At 37.6% G+C, this 14842-nt stretch carries 16 protein-coding genes; 15 read left to right on the top strand and 1 reads right to left on the bottom strand.

Going from position 1 to position 14842, the window contains the following annotated elements; all coding sequences use genetic code 11:
• The first annotated feature begins 13 nt into the window (after positions 1–13).
• The 5 genes from E2R67_RS12675 to E2R67_RS12695 are packed head-to-tail and all read left to right on the top strand — an operon-like array spanning position 14 to position 6343.
• Entirely contained in the window at positions 14–1021 is a 1008-nt protein-coding gene (locus E2R67_RS12675) for a bile acid:sodium symporter family protein (RefSeq protein WP_134291327.1), read from the top strand.
• 11 nt (positions 1022–1032) lie between these two features.
• A complete protein-coding gene (locus E2R67_RS12680) occupies positions 1033–2229 on the top strand; it encodes an amidase (RefSeq protein ID WP_134291328.1) in 1197 nt (398 codons plus the stop codon).
• Positions 2226–3812 (top strand): gamma-glutamyltransferase family protein, encoded by a 1587-nt coding sequence (locus E2R67_RS12685; protein WP_243837018.1) that lies wholly within the window; start codon positions 2226–2228, stop codon positions 3810–3812. Before E2R67_RS12680 ends, E2R67_RS12685 begins: the two co-directional genes overlap by 4 nt.
• Positions 3805–5037, top strand: a complete 1233-nt coding sequence (pucG, locus tag E2R67_RS12690; RefSeq protein WP_134291329.1) for a pyridoxal-phosphate-dependent aminotransferase family protein — start codon at positions 3805–3807, stop codon at positions 5035–5037. The genes E2R67_RS12685 and pucG overlap by 8 nt, the downstream gene beginning before the upstream one ends.
• Positions 5038–5077: 40 nt before the next feature.
• Positions 5078–6343 carry an allantoate amidohydrolase gene (locus E2R67_RS12695; RefSeq protein ID WP_243837019.1) on the top strand — a complete coding sequence of 422 codons (1266 nt, stop codon included), beginning with the start codon at positions 5078–5080 and terminating at the stop codon, positions 6341–6343.
• Between the two features lie 78 nt (positions 6344–6421).
• Here the strand turns inward: E2R67_RS12695 and E2R67_RS12700 are convergent, their stop codons facing one another.
• Positions 6422–7348 (bottom strand): DMT family transporter, encoded by a 927-nt coding sequence (locus E2R67_RS12700; RefSeq protein WP_134291330.1) that lies wholly within the window; start codon positions 7346–7348, stop codon positions 6422–6424.
• 173 nt (positions 7349–7521) lie between these two features.
• Between E2R67_RS12700 and E2R67_RS12705 the strand changes: the two genes are divergently transcribed.
• The 10 genes from E2R67_RS12705 (at position 7522) to E2R67_RS12750 (ending at position 14691) form a co-directional block, all read left to right on the top strand.
• The gene (locus E2R67_RS12705) at positions 7522–8013 is read left to right on the top strand and encodes a MarR family winged helix-turn-helix transcriptional regulator (RefSeq protein ID WP_134291331.1); all 492 of its coding nucleotides are present in this window, start codon (positions 7522–7524) and stop codon (positions 8011–8013) included.
• Positions 8014–8129: 116 nt separating this feature from the next.
• Positions 8130–8813 carry a TetR/AcrR family transcriptional regulator gene (locus E2R67_RS12710; RefSeq protein WP_208379530.1) on the top strand — a complete coding sequence of 228 codons (684 nt, stop codon included), beginning with the start codon at positions 8130–8132 and terminating at the stop codon, positions 8811–8813.
• Between the two features lie 26 nt (positions 8814–8839).
• Positions 8840–9283: a GNAT family N-acetyltransferase gene (locus E2R67_RS12715; RefSeq protein ID WP_134291332.1), complete on the top strand. Its 444-nt coding sequence runs from the start codon at positions 8840–8842 to the stop codon at positions 9281–9283.
• Between the two features lie 39 nt (positions 9284–9322).
• Positions 9323–9730, top strand: a complete 408-nt coding sequence (locus E2R67_RS12720; RefSeq protein ID WP_134291333.1) for a hypothetical protein — start codon at positions 9323–9325, stop codon at positions 9728–9730.
• A 98-nt stretch (positions 9731–9828) separates the two neighbouring features.
• Positions 9829–10233: a hypothetical protein gene (locus tag E2R67_RS12725; RefSeq protein WP_134291334.1), complete on the top strand. Its 405-nt coding sequence runs from the start codon at positions 9829–9831 to the stop codon at positions 10231–10233.
• 79 nt (positions 10234–10312) lie between these two features.
• Positions 10313–10708 (top strand): GFA family protein, encoded by a 396-nt coding sequence (locus E2R67_RS12730; protein ID WP_134291335.1) that lies wholly within the window; start codon positions 10313–10315, stop codon positions 10706–10708.
• Positions 10709–10891: 183 nt separating this feature from the next.
• Positions 10892–11188, top strand: a complete 297-nt coding sequence (locus E2R67_RS12735) for an FKBP-type peptidyl-prolyl cis-trans isomerase N-terminal domain-containing protein (RefSeq protein WP_134291336.1) — start codon at positions 10892–10894, stop codon at positions 11186–11188.
• Positions 11189–11255: 67 nt separating this feature from the next.
• Complete coding sequence (locus tag E2R67_RS12740; RefSeq protein ID WP_134291337.1) at positions 11256–12119, top strand: biosynthetic peptidoglycan transglycosylase; 864 nt, start codon at positions 11256–11258, stop codon at positions 12117–12119.
• Between the two features lie 227 nt (positions 12120–12346).
• Complete coding sequence (locus E2R67_RS12745; RefSeq protein WP_134291338.1) at positions 12347–14221, top strand: methyl-accepting chemotaxis protein; 1875 nt, start codon at positions 12347–12349, stop codon at positions 14219–14221.
• Between the two features lie 218 nt (positions 14222–14439).
• Entirely contained in the window at positions 14440–14691 is a 252-nt protein-coding gene (locus E2R67_RS12750) for a TIGR03643 family protein (RefSeq protein WP_134291339.1), read from the top strand.
• Positions 14692–14842: the final 151 nt, after the last annotated feature.

The following is a 14842-nucleotide window of genomic DNA, read 5'->3' on the forward strand; positions in this document are numbered from 1 at the left end:
TAAGTGTAATTTTATGAATATAGTGAATAAATTAAAGAAAGAATGGTTTTTAGTCGGCATGGTTGTCGCTATTCTTTTAGCGGTATTAACGCCGAGTGTGGGCCGTTCTGGAGGTTGGATCCATCTTGACCTATTAACTGGGATAGGTGTTGCGTTGGTGTTCTTTTTACACGGTTTAGGTTTGTCGCCTAAAAAAATTAAAGAAGGCATTAGTAACTGGCGTTTACATATTTATATTCAATTAGCGACTTTCCTCTTTTACCCTTTAATTTGGGTGATCTTTGGTGAAACCTTCTTAGCTTATATGCCTGCTGCACTGGCTTTTGGTTTTTGTTATTTATTTGCTCTACCAAGTACGATTTCATCATCGGTGGCTATGACCAGTGTAGGTAAAGGTAATGTACCTGCTGCGATTTTTAATGCGTCGCTTTCAAGTATTTTAGGGATTTTCATTACGCCGTTACTCATTCAACTATTTATGGGGTTTGAAGGTGTTGAGCTTGATTTAATGGCATCTGTTATTTCAATTGCAAAACTGCTTTTATTACCAATGATTTTAGGGCAGTTAGCGAGACCTTACTTATTAACCTTTGCTGAAAAACATAAATCAATGGTTGGAAAAGTCGATAAATACGTGATTTTATTGATTGTTTACAATGCGTTTTCTGACTCTGTTTCAAACGGTATTTGGTCTGAATTCTCAATCGAATTATTAGCTATTTCTTTCGCACTTTGCCTATTCATTTTGTTATTCATGGTACATGGAATTCAGTGGGGTGCACGCCGTTGTGGTTTTGAGTTAGCAGATGAAGTCACCGCGGTTTTCTGTGGCACTAAAAAAACACTCGCTGCAGGGATTCCAATGGCTAAAGTGATTTTTGCAGGTGATCCAAGATTAGGTATGTTGTTATTACCTATTATGCTTTATCACCCAATTCAGCTTTTCTATTGCGCTATGCTAGCGAACCGTTACGTAAAACAAAAAGAAGATAACGAAAAATTAGCAGCAAGCGAGAAATAAGGTTTTAGGCTATGAATGAATTAGTATCGTTAGATAAACGCATCTACTGCGAACAAGGGCCACAATCTTTAGTGCTTATTAAAGATGGTGATTTATCGGGTTACTCTTTTGTGTTTAAAGACTTGTTTGATGTGGCGGGTTATAAAACCGGTGCGGGCAATCCTACTTGGTTGGATACTCATAAGGCCGCGGTTAATACTTCGCCGGTTATTCAATCATTGTTATTGAGTGGGGCAAAGTGTGTTGGTCGCGTACAAACCGATGAGTTAGCTTACAGTTTGAACGGTCAAAATATCCATTACGGTACGCCTGTTAATCCTATTGCGCCTAATTGTTTGCCTGGTGGCTCATCTAGTGGTAGCGCAGTTGCCGTTGCTAATAAAGAGGCTGACTTTTCAATTGGTACCGATACGGGGGGGTCAGTGCGTGTGCCTGCAAGTTATTGTGGTTTATATGGTTTAAGACCCACTCTCAATCAGTTCGACTTAAAGGACTGTTTTCAATTAGCAGAAAGTTTTGATACTGCGGGTATTTTCACTCGCGATATTTTGTTAATGGAAAAGGTGTTCAATACACTCAATACAACTGAGTCTAAGGGCACGGCTGCTAAAATTTTGTATCTTGATAAAAGTTTAGCTGCACATCTTAGTGAGCCGCGTTTAAAACGATTAAAAGCTTGTTGTAAAGGTGCGGGTCTGGTTTTATTAGAGAGTGATTTTCTTGCTGAAAATGGTCTTAACTTAGATGTCTTAAGTTTATTGTTCCGCACTATTCAAGGTTATGAAATTATCCAAGAACATGACCAATGGTTAGCTGAACATGGACACACTTTGGATCCGAGTATTTACCTGCGCGTATTATGGTCTCGTGATATTACCATCGAACAATATAACCAAGCGAAACAAAACCAAGAGCATTTTCATAAACAATTATGTAAAAGGTTCAAACAACAAGATGGTTTATGGTTAGTGCCCACTACGCCTTCTGGTCCTCCAAGTTTAACCTTAGCGGGTGAAGAGCTAGATCAATATCGTTCTGATTTAATGGGGTTAACTAGTGTTGCGGGTTTAAGTGGTTTTCCACAATTACATTTACCTATGTCTGGTTTGCAAGAAGGCCCTTGTGGTATTTCTTTATTAGGCTTACCTGAGTCAGAGAATGACCTTTTTGAAACTGCAAAATACTTAATTGAAGGTGGTCTGTCATGAAGCCTGATATGAAAACGCAAACAGCATTTACTTCATCTCACCATAAAGCAACACAAGCAGGCCAATCAGTATTAGATGCTGGTGGAACGGCAAGTGAAGCCATGGTGGCAGCTGCTGCCATGATCGCTGTGCAATATCCGCATATGAACAGTATTGGTGGTGATGGGTTTTGGTTGATTTGTGAAGCGGGTAAAAAGCCTGTGGCTATTGATGCTTGCGGAGCTGCAAGTCTATCGATTGATGTTGATGCTTATCGTGCGAATGGCGATACGTTACCTGAAAGTGGCGGTGAATCAGCCATTACCATGGCGGGTACTATCTCTGGTTGGGAAAAAGCATTACAAATCAATGCTGGAAAATTCAGCCTCAGCGAATTATTACAACCTGCGATTGATGCAGCTGAGCAAGGTATTGAAGTCACACAAAGTTTAGTCAATGCCAGTGAAAAAACATTACAACGTTTGCAATCATCTAATGCTTTTTCTGATCTTTATTTACCTAATTCAAGTACATTAAAAGTGGGTGATAAAGTCGTTAATACTGCTTTAGCTTCGACATTTAAGCGTTTAGCTGAAGCAGGATTAGATGACTTTTATCGTGGTGAAATAGCACAAAAAGCCGCAAAAGAATTAGCGGAAGCGGGTAGCCCAATTACATTGGCTGACTTTCATGCTCATCAAGCAAAAGTGGTTGAGCCATTAACGGTTTCAATCTCAAAAGGTCAGCTCTATAACTTTGGAGCGCCTACACAGGGTTTAGCTTCATTGTTGATTCTAGCAATTTATGATCAATTAGTTGAACAAGCCGACAACGAACTCGATCATATGCATTTGCTGGTGGAGGCCACCAAACAAGCATTTATCATTCGTGATCAATTGATTACCGATGAAGCATATTTAAAACAACCCTTACAAGATTGTTTGAGCGACCAAAAAATCCAACAATGTGTGAGTAATATTACCTTAGATAAAGCGCTTCCTTGGCCACATCAAGCTAAAGTGGGCGACACCGTTTGGATGGGCGCAACGGATCAATACGGCACTATGGTGAGTTTTATTCAAAGCATTTACTGGGAATTTGGCTCTGGCGTTGTATTACCAAGTACGGGGATTTTATGGAATATCCGTGGCCAAAGTTTCAACCTTGATGCTAACCATCATAATGTTTTAGCGCCGGGTAAAAAGCCGTTTCATACGCTCAATCCTGCTTATGCTGAATTACGAGATGGACGTCGGATGGTCTACGGCACCATGGGCGGAGAAGGACAGCCACAAACACAAGCTTGTTTATTCAGTCGCTATTTATATCAAGGCGATAGTTTAAAAGAAGCGGTTGCTAAACCGCGTTGGTTATTAGGACGAACGTGGGGCGACACCACCAATAATTTGCGTTTAGAACAAAGCCTTTATGAGCAAAGTGCAAAGCAACTTATTGAGCTTGGGCATGACGTAACTTTTGTAGAAGATAATAACGAATTAATGGGGCACGCAGGTGCAATTGTACTTGATCAACAAGGCAAAACATCAGCAACCAGTGATCCCCGTAGTGATGGAAGCAGTTTAATTGGAGATATTTATGAGTAGCACAAACCTTTTCGAAACCCTTAATCCTCCACAGCGTTTATTAATGGGACCGGGTCCAATCAATGCTTATCCGCGTGTACACCAAGCGATTTCATCTGCATTAGTAGGTCAGTACGATCCTGTGATGACGGGTTATATGAATCAAGTTCAATCCCTATATCGTGGTGTATTTGAAACCAATAACCAACAAACATTATTAGTGAATGGTACTGCGCGTTCAGGTATTGAAGCGGTGTTGGTGTCGATTTTAAAACCGGGTGATAAAGTATTGATTCCTGTAATGGGGCGTTTTGGTCATTTGCTTTGTGAAATTGTTCAGCGTGTGGGCGGTGTTGTAAAAACCATTGATGTTGAATGGGGCAAAGTATGTACGCCAGAGCAAGTAGAAGAAGCAATTAAAACATTCCAACCAAAATTATTAGCAACGGTACAGGGTGATACTTCAACCACAATGAACCAACCGCTAAAAGAGATTGGTGAGATTTGTAAACGTAACGACATTCTATTTTACTGTGATGCAACAGCGTCGATTGCGGGTAATGAATTAAAAGCAGATGAATGGCATCTTGATGCAGTTTCTGTTGGTTTACAAAAATGTTTAGGCGGCCCATCAGGTAGCGCGCCAATTACATTAAGTGACCGTTGCGCAGAAGTGATTAATCGCCGTAAACATATTGAAGCAGGTATCCGTGCTGATCATCACACCGCTGGTGCAGAAACGATGATCCAATCTAACTATTTTGATTTAGCGATGATCATGGATTATTGGGGACCTGAACGTTTAAACCATCATACCGAATCTACAAGCATGTTATATGCAGCCCGTGAATGCGCACGCTTATTCTTAGAAGAAGGGGCTGATAATGTTGTGGCTCGTCATAAGCAAGCCGGTGATGCCATGGCGGATGGTCTGAAAGCAATGGGATTAACTTTGTTTGGTGATCAACAATACAAGATGAATAACGTGGTAGGTGTTTATATTCCAGCTGGTTTGGATGGTGATAAATTACGTATGGAGTTATTACATCGTTTTGGTATTGAAATTGGCACTTCATTTGGTCCACTACACGGAAAAATTTGGCGTATTGGTACGATGGGTTATAACGCGCGTCAAGAATGTGTATTAACAACGTTAGTGTCATTAGAAGCCTTGTTATTAAAATATAAAGCGAAGATTAATCCAGGCCAAGCGGTGTTAGCTGCGATGACACATTACGCTAATTAATATGAAAGTTAATATGCATCAAGTAACAGATAGGGGGTAAATGGCTTTGTCTAATATACAAAACAATATGCAAAAAAATAAGCAAGCGCCCGCTAAAAAAGTAATGCAACAGTGTGACCGAATGGCTGAGTTTACCGCCATGCAAGGTGGATTGTTGCGTGCTTATTTAACACCAGAACATAAACAAGCACATCAACAATTAGGTGTGTGGATGCAACAAGCTGGGCTTGAGACTTGGCAAGATAGCGTGGGAAATCAATGGGGGCGTAAGCTTTCAAAAAATCCTACACGACCGACACTGATCATCGGATCACATAGTGATACCGTGAGTAACGCAGGTAAATATGATGGCAATTTAGGGGTATTAATTGGCCTAGAAGCCTTAAATGTTTTAGCGGATGTTGATTTGCCTTTTCATGTGGATGTGGTTGCCTTTGCCGATGAAGAAGGAACACGTTTTAATACCACGTTAATTGGTTCCAGTAGTGTTGCTGGTTGTTTCCAACAGGATTGGTTAGCGGTTAAAGATAAAGACCAAATTACCATGGGTGAAGCGTTAACGAATTTTGGATTATCACCAGATGAAGTTGGCAATGATGCGCGTACTAAGCAAGATACGTTAGCGTATTTAGAAGTGCATATTGAACAAGGTCCTGTGTTAGAAGAACGAGATCTTGCTGTCGGAGTGGTTACTGGTATTGCTGGCGCTAAGCGTTATCAATTTACATTGCGTGGTATGGCGGGACACGCCGGAACCGTTCCAAGTGATATGCGGCAAGATGCACTTTGCGGTGCGGCTGAAATGATTTTAGCTATTGAAACCTATGCTATGCAACACGATGTTGTAGCAACTGTCGGTAAGTGCGATGTCAAACCAAGTGCTGTGAATGTGATCCCCGGTGAAACAACTTTTACATTGGATATTCGAAGTTTAAAGCAAGATGTGTTGGAATCCAGTACGCTTGAATTATTAGCACAATTAGATGCAATTGCTAAACGCAGAAACTTAAGCATTGAAAGTGAGCAGCTCTACAAAGCAACAGCAGTACCTTGTGATGAAACCTTACAGCAATTATGGGGTGAAGTGGTTGAAGCGGAAACAGGAAAAGCTGCTTTTTACCTTGCCAGTGGTGCAGGACATGATGCCATGGTAATGACTAACATCACTGATATCGGTATGTTATTTGTACGTTGTGAAAAAGGCATTAGCCATCACCCAAGAGAGCAAGTGATCGAAAGCGATGTAGGTGTTGCACTCGATTGTTTAGTAGAAATGATTAAGAAGATGGCAATTAAATACAGTTAGTTTTTAATTAACTGTTTAATCAATTAGGCGTGATTTTAATAACCACGCCCGATTTTTGCTTTAGTTAATTTGTAAAAGTTAATCTGCAAGCGAAGGTGTTGGTGTATTCACTGCCTTATTCGCTTTTTTATTGGTTCGATTCTTTTGATAATTACCCACTAAAGGTGATATTAACGAAGTTAAAATAATTGCAGCCATTAACGTATATTGTTCCGCATTAAAAGATTCTCCCATTAATACAAGCCCAGATAAAACACCTGCAATTGGGTTTGTCACGCCTGCAAAAGTAAATTCAACCACTGTCATTCGTCGTAATAACCAAACATATAAACCATAAGCAATCGCTGTATTAAGTGAGAGTAACCATAACAAGCCAGTAATATTGAGCATGTTAAGATTAGTTAACGAATTAACGTATTGTTCTGGGTAAGCCGTTGCTTGCAAGCTTGCCAAAATAGTTAACAAAGCACCACCTAAAATAAGCTGCCAAGTTAATACCGTCCACCAGTCGATACGGTTGCTGAGTGACTGGGTTAGATTGCTTCCAATGATAATACAACCAATGGCAGTTATCATTGCGACTAAACCAACACCGTTCAAAGGAACTTTTTGTGGATCAAACAACTGCCAAGCCAAAACCATTAATAATAAAGCTGAAAATAATTGTAACTTAGAAGGTGCCTTCCTAAGCACTAACCAATGGAAAAACATAGCAAAAACGGGAACATAAATCATTCCCATTGCTGAAATTGCTGCAGGTAATGTTTGCGCCATAATAAATAATAAACCAAAAAATAGTGCAATATTAATCGCCCCCAAACGCAATAATACAACCCAATCATAGCCTTTCGGTAAACTTGGCTTAATGGCTAATAAAATTAAACCAGCAGGTAAAGCACGAATGGCACCCAATAATAATGGCGGCCAACCTTCTAATGTGTATTGAGTTACGGCATAGGTTGTGCCCCAGAAAAAGGTGGCAACCATTGCTAATAATATATTCATGTTTGTATCTCTAATCTTTTACGAATAGTATAAGTGGTTAATAAATTTGTTTCTTGTGAAGTATCTTTATGTGAAGGTAGTGGATTCTGCACTTGTTTTTTCTTCTTGTAAAGTATCTTTGTATTAAGATATATTTAAACCCTAGGGTTATAAAAAATAGAAAGAGGCTTTTTTTGGACAAATTAGATCTAGTGGTTGAGCAATGGCAAAAAGAAAAACCACATTTAGACACAACGCCAATGGCATTAATCGGTCGTTTATTGCGTATTAGTAAACATATAGAAACCCACATAACTCAATGCCATAAAAGTTTTTCGCTTACTTTGGGGGAATTCGATGTGCTCGCTGCATTAAGAAGGGCGGCAAATAAATCTTCCTTAACACCTTCGGAGCTTACAGAGGCGTTATTATTAACCTCGGGCGCAATGACTAACCGCTTAGATAAGCTTGCAGACAAAGGTCTAGTGAGTCGTTGTCATAGTGAAGAAGATCGCCGTAGCGTTACCGTTGCGTTAACAGATCAGGGGCGTACGTTAATAGATGAAGCGATAGAAGTACATGTCTCAGTATTAGATGAATTAATTAAATCATTAAGTTCTGAAGACAAACTCTTATTAAATGGTACATTAAACAAATGGTTAGAGCAGTTTGAAAACGTATCGTAAGCATTTTTGTTAATTAACTGGCTATAATGGTGCGTGCCTTAAAGCCTAAAATTTGTTAAATGTTTTTAAATCAGTGTATCTAAATAAAATTATTTTAATTAAGAGACGTCTTGTTTATGCCAAAAATAGCGAAGAAAGCCGCCCCAAAAGAAAATAAAAAAATAGCAAAAGAAAGCGAACAGCCTCGTCGTAAATTAACCGAAATACGCGAAGATAACTTACAGCAAATTCTTGATGCAGCAGAAGATATGTTTGCTGAACAAGGATTTCGTGGTACGACAGTGGCTTCCATTGCAGAAGCCGTTGGTCTGCCTAAGGCGAATGTGCTTTATTACTTCAAAACCAAAGAGGGGCTTTATAAAGCGGTCATTAATCGTTTGTTAACCATTTGGATGGAAAACATGAATGAAATGACTGCTGATATGCACCCTAAAGATGCTTTAAGAAGTTATATTTCCACTAAAGTTAACCAAGCTAGAGAAAACCCAAATGCTTCCCGCATCTTTGCTGCAGATATTCTTCACGGTGCACACTTTCTACGTGCACCCTTAGAAGCTGAATTAAAAGATCAGTTTGATCGTACTTGCGACGTTTTCCGCAGTTGGATGGATAAAAAATGGATCGATCAAGCAAATCCTGAACATTTAATGTTTATGCTTTGGTCAACAACCCAAGCTTATGCCGATCACGGTTTACAAATGGGCATCTTAATGAAAAAAGAATGCCTTGATGATGAAGATTATGCACAAGGGATTGAGTTACTCACTCAAATTATTTTGAAAGGCTGTGGCGTAGAATAGATGTTTATTGCTATTAGAAGGCTAGTTTGAGATTTTCCACTCGCTTAGCGCAAAGTAGTGATTTTGAATTTTTATTCGAACTCAAAAAAGCAGCCGAATTTGATCTTATTAAATCTGTTTTTGGTTGGGATGAAAAATTCCAACGCAATATGCATGAAAATGAATGGAATGAAGATCGCCCCAAAGTCATTGAAATATCAGAAGAAGCAGTAGGCTGTTATTTACTTCAAGATAAAGGTGAGCATTTCTATTTTTGCAGGTTCTTTTTATTACCAGCCTTTCACGGTAAAGGTATTGGCAGTCAAATCTTAAATCAATGCTTAGTATTGGCTGATGAGCAACAAAAGCCAGTGAAATTATGCTATTTGCAAGGCAGTCGAGTGGGGAGTTTATATCGACGATTTGGTTTTCAAGTCGTAGCTGAAGACGCCCAGTTTGTGTACATGGAGCGTGTTGCTAACAATACCTAACCACTAAATATCGATTAAAAAAACATTGAGTGTAATATCATGAACGAATGGATTGTAATAAATAAACCAATTGATGTTGAAGCGGATATTCCGTTAGAAGAGCAAGCACCTATTGAAGTAAAGCAACAATATAACGAATTTTACAAAAATAAATTCGTTGCTTGGCGAAATGATCAGCTTAACCTTTTCGGCTGCATCAAAAATAATAGAAGCATCTCGGCAAAGTGTTCTGAAGCCATCATTCTTGAGTTATATGAAATGGAGCCAGCTAAAGGTACTGGTTATGTAGGTTTGGCTGTTAAATCTGACATTGGAAAGACAGTTGTTATCATTGCGCACACAAGGCACTCTGAAAAATCACTAACCTGGTTGAAAGAAATACAACCTATATTAGCGAAAACATTTAAATTACAAGAAAATTATGAATACTATGGAAAAGATGCCTAACTTCTTAACTTTTTGAAAGGTATGCCTATTAATAGTATTTTAAAATCTATTTACGCTTTAACGTATTCATCAAGCCAACAACGAGATAGGTAACGTCCTTGAAAAATATACTTATTATTATTGTGCTCTCAACATTGTTTTTCTTTATTGGTTGGTATTCAAAGTTTATCGACTTTTATGCTGATGTTCATTACGAGAATACAAGCTCAACTCAACTATCTCAGTTTATTGCTGTATCTAATGTGCAAATTACAGATGAAAATTTTGCTTGTAGCAATGAAGAAGAGCGAAATGTTGGAAAGTTATTTGCCAAAATGGTCGGAGATAGCATGAGCCATACTGCTACGACTCTGAGTGCGGGCTGTATCAATGGAACTTGTTCTATTAGTTATAATTATTGTAAACCTTGGGATATGGAATGCGGTGAACGCATATTAGTTTATAAAATCGATCAAGGTGGAGCCATACAAACAGATTCATTTACATGTCTGGATTTACCTTAATAAAAAAATGCTAATAATTTATTTGAGTATTTTTAAGCAAGCAGCAAATAGCTAGATTATAAATCAAGGAGTGAACTTAATGATCAAATCTGTCGGTACTGCTCAGATTCAAGAAAAGCACTTAGCGACGTGTCATTGTGGCGCGGTAAAACTGGAATTAACATTACCTAATGGCATTGAAAACCCTAGACGTTGCGACTGCTCTATCTGTAAACGCAAAGGTGCGATAGTTGCCTCCGTTGCATTAGATGGTATTCGGATTGTTGAAGGCGAAAGTTTTCTTAAACTTTACCAATTTAATACTAATACAGCGAAACATTATTTTTGCTCTAACTGCGGTATTTACACCCATCATCAACGTCGTTCTAGCCCTGATGAATACGGGTATAATATTGGTTGCCTTGAAGGCGTTAACCCCTTTGAACTCGGTGATGTTGTGACTAATGATGGTGTGAATCATCCAGCAGATAGATAGCTCTATTTCATTTTTTATAATTAGTTATTAGCGCTTTGTGTGACAACAATAAGAAAGATTGAGTAAGTGTTTAATAAAATAAATATTTATCAGTTGCTTCACACTATCTTTGGTAGCTCTTTGTTTTACTTTGCTTCAATTCGTTATAATCTATTCTCTTTTATTTTATATACGGAAGTCCTCATGATTAAAAAAATAGTCTTTACTACCATTTTTACGACAACATTTTTGCTAGCTGGGTGCAATACGGAAGAGACTGTAAAAATGGAGTTGGATACCATTGATAAGAAAGTGAGCTATATGTTTGCTTTTGGGAGTGCTTCTCAAGTTCAAGATGCTGGCATCACTTTTGATGTCGATGTTGTACGTCAAGCGATTGAAGATGCAAATAGTGGCCGTGAACCACGTTTAAGCATAGAAGAAATGCAAGCTGCGCATAATGCATTTAAATTGATGCAATTAGAAGGTAATGAAAACTAAAGTAAACAAGTATCTTTTATCTCATAAAAGACTTCGTTTTAGTTATTAGAACCAAATAAGGCTTTCAATGAAAAAACCTCAAAAAGCGATAGTGACTTTTACTAATCCAACGGTAAAAGAAAGATTAAAGCCACATTTGTATTCAATGATGATCAAACCATGGCGCATGATTAAAAATACATTAATGCTTACCGGTGCCTTTGTTTGGCTTTTGTTATTGCTTGTATGCTTATATTTTTACAGCGTGTTGAGTAAAGTGCCTGATTTAGAAAAAGTGCCATTTCAACATGTGCGTGAAGTGGCCGTAGAGAGTGTACAAAGCAAAATAGAGTCTAAAACTAAATTAAAAGAATACCAATGGGTTGGTATTGATAATGTTAATCGTGATCTTTTATATGCCATTGTGATGAGTGAAGATGGACAGTTTTTCTCACACAAAGGGGTTAATTGGGATGCGTTAATTAGTGCAATTGGAGAAAATATAAAGCGTCGAGAATTAAGTTATGGTGCCTCGACAATTTCACAACAAGTTTCTAAAAATGTATATATGCGATCTAATTCGAAGAGTTTTAGTCGTAAACTATCAGAACTTTTTACGACGCGAGAGCTAGAAAAACACCTTTCTAAAAATGAAATATTAGAGCTATATCTTAATGTTGCTGAGTTTGGTCCTGATATTTACGGTGTGAAACATGCTTCAAAATACTATTTTGGTAAAAGCCCCGCAGACATAAATGCGGCAGAGGGGGCATTTTTAGCAATTATGTTACCATCACCACGTAAATACCATTACAGCATCTTTCAAAACAAGCACTTAGCACCCCGGCACCAAAGGAAGTTGAGACGTATTTTCTCCGATATGTTGTATAAAGAATATATCAGCCCTAATCAATATCAAAGTTATTTAAAATGGAACTATTTCTTCAACTAGTTGAACTAAAACAGAAATTTTGCAAACAATTACTTGTGAACTTTTTATTAAATTTTTGTTGTTTTTTTTATTTAATTAGAATTTCCTAATATCTTTGCTATATTAAATGAAGCCCTTTGTTTTGGGGGGCTGTAAATAACGTAAAGTCTTTATAATAATCATGAGATTCATCACTTTGTTGTATTACGTTGTTTATACCTTGAAAAGAACTAATAGGATTTTCAAATATGAAAAAATTTAAACTACAGGTCATTCTTGCTCTTGGCGCCATCGTCGCAGCAATTATTGTCACTATTGCTCTTTTAGACTTTCTGGCTTTTAGAACAGAAAGTATGGATCTAAATAAAGAAATACTTCGTGAAAAAAATGCAACATTAGAAGCGGGCATTAAAGAAAAATTTGAAAACTACAAATTAGTCTTGTCTTCTATTGAATTAGAAGAACATGAAGTTGGTGCTCCAGAATTATCTCCTAAAAATGCAGCGGGTATGAGCGCGGTATACGGTATTCTTAAAGAACGTAGTAATGGTGTTTATTTATTTGATAAATCCGGCTCTTCTTACAGAAGAGATGGTTCAAATACTGGGAAAGATTATAAAGGACGTAGTTATTATAAAGCCGTTTTTGATAGAAATGAGGATTTTTATGTATCTTCTACCTATATGTCAAAGGGACTTCGTTTTGTTGCCATTGCTTATAAAGTAAATGCTAATGTGGCATTGATGACAACAATTCAGCTAGATACCTTTTTAGTTGATATAAAAGATAGAAAAGATCTATTTGTATATACTGATAACGGCACGGTTATTATTGCACCTTATGAAGATGCTCTTGGTCAAAAAATGTTAGATTTACGACCTGGTTATGAACAATTTACACCAGAAACACCTGAGCTTTCATACAAAATTGAAATCGATGGAGTAAAAGAAGAAGTCTCTGCATTCTGGGGGCAAATGGATATTAATGGTTGGAGCTACGTTACTTTTATTGAAACAAGTAAAATTACTAAAGGTGCAAATACGCAGCTTTTATACTCTCTAATCATTGGACTTGTTTGTTTCATTATCGCATGTTTAATTTTGCTTGTAGTGATGGATAAATTGGTATTAAAACCAGTTGGTGGTGCGCCAGAAGATATTGCTAAGTTGATTGAAAAAATGGCTGATGGGGATTTAAGAGATAAATTAACTCCGTCACCTAAAGATACTGGTATTTATCGTTCGCTTGTTGCACTTTCAAATCAATTATCTGAAATTGTATGTAATTCATTGAAAGTATCAGAAAGTGTTGCCTCTTCCTCTGAAGAGCTAAATGCAGTCATGAACGATACCTTGAAGAACATGGAAAGTGAAAAACAACAAGTTGAGCAAATATCAACGGCGATTTACGAACTATCAACAACATCACAAGAAGTGAGTAGTAAAGCGGTAAGTGCAGAAGATGAAACTAAAGTCAGCTTAAGTAACATTGAAAGCGGGAAAGTAACACTTGAGAAAAATATCGCATTAACAAACGATATTAGTATTTCTGTTGCAGAAACTGCGATGATTGTTGATGAGCTAAGAAAATTCACAATTGAAATTGTTACTGTTATCGATGTTATTAATGGTATTTCAGACCAAACAAATTTACTCGCTTTAAACGCGGCAATTGAAGCGGCTCGTGCTGGTGAAGCTGGGCGTGGTTTTGCGGTTGTGGCTGATGAAGTACGTAGCTTGGCATCGAAAACTCAACAATCTACAGTTAGTATTCAAGATATTATTCTTAAATTACAACAGCAAGCAGAAAAAGCTAGCAGCAATATGACGCAGAATGTTGATTTAATTGAAGGCTCTGTAGTACTTGCTGATCAAGTTAAAGCAGCCTTTGAAGATATCGCTCAAGCAACTAAAGCAATATCTGAAATTAATGCGATGGTAGCAACTGCATCTGTTCAACAAACTGGTGTAACTGAAGATATCTCGAAAAATACAACGGAAGCCTTTGACTTAGTACAGCAAAATGTACAGTCAATTAATCAAGCGTTGCAAGCTGCAACAGAATTAGCGCAGCTAGCTCAAACACAAAAAGATGATATCGGCTTCTTTAAAGTGATGGATTAACAAAAACTAAAACAAGTTAAACTATTACTGCTATTAATACTAAAACGGCTTGTGTGCAAACACAGGCCGTTTTTTTGTAACATTCATTCTTGTGCTTCTTTAATATGAAAAGGGTTGTGAGGGTGTCATATGGACTAGCTCGATGAAAAACTAAACCCTAATGAGCTCTCCTCCGTATTAATTGTTTACACTATTATTCAATTGATTGGGCTTTGATTATGATACTAACAGACAGCGAGACATCCCGAATTATCGAAATGGCTTGGGAAGATAGAACTCCCTTTGAAGCGATTGAGTTGCAGTTTGGTTTAAATGAAAAGAAAGTGGTGCAATTTATGCGTCAAAATATGAAGGCTGGTAGTTTTAAAATCTGGCGTACTCGAGTTGCTGGCCGAAAAACAAAACATATTCAATTAAGATCTCCTGAAGTTAAAAGAGCTTATTGTCCAACTCAATATAAGAATAGATAATATTAACTTTCTACATGATCTTTAAACTCATAACTGACTGGTGATCCTAACGTCTTACCTATTCTATAGGACTATAAAATTTCAGAGTCTGTTTTTCGAGGGTGTGATATTCTTTCCAAGAAATGTATAGAAAGTCTTAATATTACAGACA

The sequence above is a fragment of the Psychromonas algicola genome (genome assembly GCF_004378355.1).
Lineage (GTDB): Bacteria > Pseudomonadota > Gammaproteobacteria > Enterobacterales > Psychromonadaceae > Psychromonas.